The sequence below is a fragment of the Streptomyces sp. NPDC033229 genome (assembly GCF_055576875.1).
The window spans coordinates 1-6061 of record NZ_JBVIQR010000117.1 but is presented as its reverse complement, the minus strand read 5'-3'; the positions used below and the strand labels follow the sequence as shown (position 1 = coordinate 6061).

General features: G+C 69.9%; 5 protein-coding genes. All 5 read left to right on the top strand.

Translation table 11 applies throughout. From position 1 onward, the window contains the following. Nucleotides 1-219: 219 nt before the first annotated feature. The 5 genes from ACZ53N_RS36030 (at nt 220) to ACZ53N_RS36010 (ending at nt 5898) form a co-directional block, all read left to right on the top strand. Complete coding sequence (locus ACZ53N_RS36030) at nt 220-1461, top strand: helix-turn-helix domain-containing protein (RefSeq protein WP_469144947.1); 1242 nt, start codon at nt 220-222, stop codon at nt 1459-1461. Between the two features lie 429 nt (nt 1462-1890). Beyond that, on the top strand, nt 1891-3378 hold the full coding sequence (locus ACZ53N_RS36025; protein ID WP_469144946.1) for a DNA polymerase subunit beta: 1488 nt from the start codon (nt 1891-1893) through the stop codon (nt 3376-3378). Continuing rightward, a complete protein-coding gene (locus tag ACZ53N_RS36020; protein ID WP_469144945.1) occupies nt 3375-4703 on the top strand; it encodes a hypothetical protein in 1329 nt (442 codons plus the stop codon). Before ACZ53N_RS36025 ends, ACZ53N_RS36020 begins: the two co-directional genes overlap by 4 nt. After that, nucleotides 4700-5533, top strand: coding sequence for a class I SAM-dependent methyltransferase (locus ACZ53N_RS36015; protein WP_469144944.1), 834 nt, complete (start codon nt 4700-4702; stop codon nt 5531-5533). The genes ACZ53N_RS36020 and ACZ53N_RS36015 overlap by 4 nt, the downstream gene beginning before the upstream one ends. Further along, entirely contained in the window at nt 5530-5898 is a 369-nt protein-coding gene (locus ACZ53N_RS36010; protein WP_469144943.1) for a MazG-like family protein, read from the top strand. The genes ACZ53N_RS36015 and ACZ53N_RS36010 overlap by 4 nt, the downstream gene beginning before the upstream one ends. Nucleotides 5899-6061 lie beyond the last annotated feature (163 nt).

Genomic DNA, 6061 nt, shown 5'->3' with positions numbered 1-6061 from the left:
ACCGGCCCGCCCTCCTTGAAGGCTGCCTCACCGAGACAGGGCTCACCCCGAACCCCAGATAACTCACTGCGACAACACGAGTTCAGTCTCAGTAACGCCCTATAGGAAGAGGTTCATCGTCGCGGCTGGCTCTAGTTGGCAACCCCCACATCACTCTCGGCCGCCGTGCCTGGCGGGGGTACTGTCCAAGTACGGTCCCCGGCAAGCACGGAGCGTGCGATGGCTGATGAGCCCACGATCGGTGAGAACCTGGCTCGCTTGCGGGCTCAGACCGGTCTCACCCAACAGGAGCTCAGCAACAAATCCGGGGTGAGCGTGGCCACCATCCGCGTCCTGGAACGCAATGGCCGCACCACCGCGCTCATGGGCACCCTCGCCAAACTGGCCCGTGCCCTCGATGTGAAGCCTCAGGCCCTTCTCGGGCAGCCGCAGACGCTGCACCAGGAGGACGGACACCGTGCCAGCGTCGCCGCGCTGCGCCGGTCCGTGCTGGCCCTCGACGAAGTACCCGGGGTGCCCTTGCCCACGGCCGCCGGAGTGGACGGCGCCCCGGACGCCCACGAGTTGAGCCATACGGTTGGGGTCCTGTGGCGGCAGTACCACCACGGGGAGTTCTCTGGCCTGGTCGCCGGACTGCCGGGGCTGCTGGGCGGGGCGAAGGCAGCTGTGCGTGAGGCGCGGGGAGCTGGGCAGCGGGTGGCGTCAGCGGAACTGAGCCGGGCCTATCAGGTGGCGGCGATGGTTGCTGTCCATCTGTCCCAGGATGATCTCGCGCGGTCCGCGCTGGAGAAGGCCATGGCGGCGGCGGACAGGGCGGAGGACAGGCTGCTGATCGCGGCGGGATGCAACGCGCTGTCGTGGGTGCTGCTGCGGCAGGGCGAACCCGGGCTGGCCGCGCAGCTGGCTGTGGGGGCGGCGGAAGAGCTCAACCCGCGTATGGCGGCCTCTGACTACACGGCGCTGCGGATGTGGGGCCGGCTGATGCTGTCTGCGGTGACGGCGGCTTCCCGGCAGGAAGACTTCGACGCAGCTACGGAGCTGCTCGTGTCGGCGAAGCGCTGCACCAAGGTGGTGCGCACCGACCGGATGGACTACGTGAACGGCGGTCACGGAGCAGCGTTCGGACCCGCCAAGATCTCGATGGTCGCCGTTGAGCTCGCTATGGCGCAGGGGCATTCCGGTGAGGCGCTGAGGCTGGCGAGGAGGGTGCCGCCGACCCGCCGTCTGCCGCCCGCGACCCGTGGTCGGCACCTGCTGGACGTAGCGCAGGCCCAGACCTGGGAAGCCCGGTTCGCCGACGCGGTGACGACCCTGGTCCGGGTGCGGACCATGGCGGGGGAGTGGATGCGCTACCAAGTCCTCGCCCGTGAAACGGTCCAGCAGATCTTCGAGGGCAAGGGCCGCCGTCGTATCGAGGGGCTTGTACCCCTGGCCAAGCACATGAACATCGCCATGCGTTAGCCCCAAGGGCCGAACGCCAGAGCCGTACTGATACACCGCGTAGCACCTCGTTGCGGGCTATCACCTTGGCGGTTGTGTCCGCCGTTCCCTCCTCCGGCGCGACGCGGTTACCTCATACCCGGCCCTGGGGCGCGCTTTCGAAGGCTGTCGCACCATCGGCCTACCTCGCCCCATGACCGACCCGCCGTCTCCATGTTTTCGGCTGGGCGCGCGTCCACGACGCCGACAGCGTCGTCGCGCTCGGCTGCCTCGGGCACCTGGCTCAGCCCGAGTACGACCACCCGCAGCACACCGCGCCGCCCCGGCTGAGGTCCGTGAACAGGGCCGAAGTCCCGGCCGGCTGACACATCACCGCCCCCCGCCCTGCCGCGCCCGCACGTCCCCGTCCCGGGGATGGGGGTGCGGCATTCGTAGATTGGGGAACTCCCGATGTATAAGCACGTAGTCATCGCAGGTGCCGGGCCCGCAGGCCTTGCCTGCGCCCGCGCGATCATCATGGAGCAACCGGGCGCCGACGTCCTGCTGCTCGAGGCCGGCCGCCCCTACCGGCACCGCCCGTGTCCCGTGGACAAGGGGTTCGCGTGCACGGGTTGCGCCGGGGTGTGCAACGTCGTCAGTGGCTTCGGGGGCAGCATGCACTACGGCGACGGTGCCAAGCTGAGCCTGCTGCCGTCTGGGCGCAGGCTCAGCGACCACTTCGGCAGCGAGCGCGCCAGCGATTTGTGCGCCATCGCCTTCGACTGGCTCACCGCGCCTCTCGATCTGCGCCCAGACATCCTGGGCCAGGGACTGTCCGCAGGGGCGCGGGAGGCGTTCGCGTCCAACGGGCTGTCGATCCGCGAGTATCCCGTCGCGGTGCTGGGCGAGAGCGACCTGCGCCGGGTCATCGAGGGCTGGCACACCCACCTCGCCCCAGCCATGGAACTCTGGCACTGGTCCGAGCTCGTCGGGGCAGAGCCTGAGGGCGCCGGTATGAGCGTCGCCGTCCGTACCGCCGACGGCGTCCGGCATCTTCACACCGATCATCTCGTGTTAGCGACCGGCCGCCGGGGGGTCACCTCCACCGCGCGGCTCCTGCACCAGCTGGGTGCGGAGATGACCGAGCCGGACATCTCTGTCGGAGTCCGGTTCGAAATGGCCGCCGGCCTGCTGACGGCCATCGGCGACGAACACCCGGACCTGAAGATCACGCAGCTGGAGCACCTTGAGAACAAGACCAAGACGTTCTGCTTCTGCGGCGGCGGAAACGGCGGGCGGGTGAAGTTCACGAACTACGGGTCCGCTTTCGGCGACCCGGTGATCACCCTGGACGGCCACGAGACAACCGAGCGGGTGGCTGGCGAGCGGCCCCTCGCGGCGAACTTCGGCCTGCTGTGCCAGGTCCAAGGCCGGGGAACCGCCCGTCAGGCCCGGGACTCCTTCCTCGCGATCTACCGGAAGCTGGCCCGCGGCCGCCCCTTCACCCAGACCCTCGGGGCCTTCCTCCACCACCGGGACGACGCCGGGGACTGGGCCGGCCTGCGGGAGCGGCTGCCGTTCCAGCCGTCCGTGCGGGACCTTGCCACTGGCCGGGTCGATGAGCTGTTCACCGGGGGCGAGCACACGAGCCTCGCGACGGGCTTCGAGCGACTCATGGCCTCGATCCTCGCCCACTCCAGCACCCCCTCCACCGTCGCGGACCTCCACGACCAGGTGATCGTCATCGGGCCCGAACTGGAATTCCTCTGGGAGCGGCCACAGATCGACACCGGGTGCCGCGTCCCGGAGTTGCCCGTCTACACAGTCGGGGACGCCGCCGGGATCGCCCAGGGCATCGTGCAGGCCGCCATGATGGGGATCGCTGCCGGACAGGCCATCGCCCGCAGCTGTGACCTTGCCGGGCCTATGACCGCACCCCGGGGGAGTGGTCTGCGGTGACCGCTCCGACAACGGCACTGGCCCTCGCGTCCCAGACGCGGGGGCTTGACACGCTCTACCCCCAGGCGGCGTGGGAGCTGCCGGTCAATCCGGCGCTTCCAGCCCCTCGGCGCGCCGATCCGCCCGTGGAACGGTGCAACCTCGGCGGCTACCGCGACTACTACGACCCCAACATCGTCCGGGAGTTCCCCGTCCAGGGGGAGCGGGAGCGGCTTGCTGTCATCGACAAGGCGTTTCCGCACAGCCTTTACGACGTGATGCTCCTGGTGGCCAGGGATGACGTCATACGCCAGAGCGTCAGCGACACCCCCGCTCCGGTCCTCGCGGCTCTCCTGCGGGCGGCTCGGACCTTCATGGTCCTCCTCTCCGACCCCGTGGTCCTGCGGCGCTTCGGGCTCGACGGCGGCCGGGTCACGGTGAGCTGGAACCACGACCCGACCCTGGACCGTGACAACGGGCAGTGGTGGGACAAGCGCATGCACTGGCACCTCAACTGCTGGCCGTCCTTCGTCCAGCGCACCGTGGCACCCGTACGGCTGGCGGACGTCACGGACGTCACCATGCGCCGCTCGCTGGTGGACCCTGCCGCCTACCTCGCGCACCGGGTGATGACCGATGCCCTGCGAGACGCCGCCCTGCCGGGCGGCTGCCGCCTCATGGGGCCCGATCCCGTGCGCGACGCGGAGCGGGCCCTGCCGGTCGGGCTGAAGATCCGCATACCCGGCTGGGGCTTCGTCCCCACCCTCCAGTGCCAGGGGCTCCTGCGGGCGCTCCACGACACCGCTTCGGACGTCTACTGGTCCCTGCACCAGTGCTTCACCGGCTCCGACGACATGCCCGCCCCGTGGCAGCGGCCCCGGCTGCTGCACGTCGACGACGTCGAGCACCGCCTCGACGGCCTGGTGTGGCTCTCGCCCGCTGCCCGTTCGGGCCTGACCCGTCTGCGGCGCGTCCTGCGGGACGTGACACCCGGCGAGATGCGGTTGCTCGCGGCCCGGCGGGGCGTCGCCAACCGGTGCCTGACTCTGGGCGGGCTGAGCTACAACCTCGCCCTCGTCACCCCCGAGCCGGCCAGGGCTGACCGGCCGCTCATCGAGACGAACGAGCTGTATGTGGTCATGCAGTTCAAGCTGGTCAGCTTCGTCGGGAACAGCCCGGCCATCGGAGGCGCGGCTGCCTCGGTCATCGACCGGATGGGCGGGCCGGTGATGACGCCCGACGACCATGCGCGCCGAAGCGACTTCCAGCACCAGTACACGGAACTGCTCCAACGCTCAGTGCCCACAGCGCTTCGCGCTCCTGAACCCCCGGGAGGACACCGGTGATTGACCCAGAGATCATGCTCTACTACAGCCGGGGTGCGGAACAGGAACGCCTCCGTGACTCCCGCAGGTCCATCGAATTCCATCGGACCACGGACATCCTCCTGCGGCATCTGCCCGCGGCCCCCGCGTCGGTCCTCGACGTCGGTGGTGGTGCGGGCATCTACGCCATGGCGCTGGCAGCAGTCGGCTACGACGTCGCTCTCGTCGACCCCGTGCCCTTGCACGTCCAACAGGCCCGGGCCGCGTCGCGCGCGGCAGACCGCCCTCTGACGGACATCGGGGCGGGCGACGCACGGGCCCTGGACTGGCCCGACCAGTCCTTCGATGCCGTGCTGATGCTCGGGCCGCTGTACCACTTGGTCGAGGCGGCTGACCGGCACCAGGCCTGGAGGGAGGCGCGCAGGGTGCTCCGCCCGGGTGGGATCGTCGTTGCTGCGGGCGTCTGCCGGTACTACACGACGTGGGAGATGCTCTCCAAGAACAAGCTGGGCGCTGCCGGAGCTGAGGAAGCGGTACTTGCACACCTCGCCACCGGCCAGCACCGCAACCCGCGGCGGGACTTCGACCAGTTCTTCACCACCGCCTACTTCCACGCCCCGCAGGAACTCGCGGCGGAAGCGGCCGGGGCCGGGCTCGAGGTCCGGGCCCTGCTTGCCGTGGAAGGGCCGGCGAAGCTCCTGCCGGACCTCGCGCAGCGCATGCAGGACGATGCGGCGAGGGCACAGATCATGCGAGCACTGGGGCGGCTGGAGGCGGAGCCGAGCGTCCTCGGCGCCTCCGAGCACGTCCTGGTGATCGCATCCAACACCGAGGAAAGGACGGAGCGGTGATCTCGAACGCTGAGGGCGCACGGGCGGCCCGCACGAACGCGCTCGTGCGCGCTGTCTCGCAGTGGATCGACAGCTCGCCGGAGAACCAGGACCGGGACCCGGAGGCACTGCTGTGGGGGAGGGTGGCCAAGGTCGCAGAGGAGTCCGGAGAGGTGATCGCCGCGCTCGTCGGGGCCACCGGCCAGAACCCCCGCAAAGCCACGTCGGCGACCATGGGTGACGTGGAGCGGGAACTTCTGGACGTCGCTATGACAGCCCTGTGCGCCGTCGAGCACCTGCACGCCGCCGACCACGTCCCCGCCGACGTGATGGCCCTCCTCGCGGCCCACGTCGAGACCGTTGCCCGCCGCGCCGATCTGACATAGAGGGCGGTAACGCAGTGCGGCCCCCGGGGAAGGACGCTCTCCCTGGGGGCCGCACTGGGGTGGCGGGCTCTAGGTGTGTTGTCCCGGGACGTTGGTGACACGCGTGCTGGGTGCTTGAACAGGTGAGGGCCTTCTGGGTTCGGTGTGGATTGCGACGTCTGCA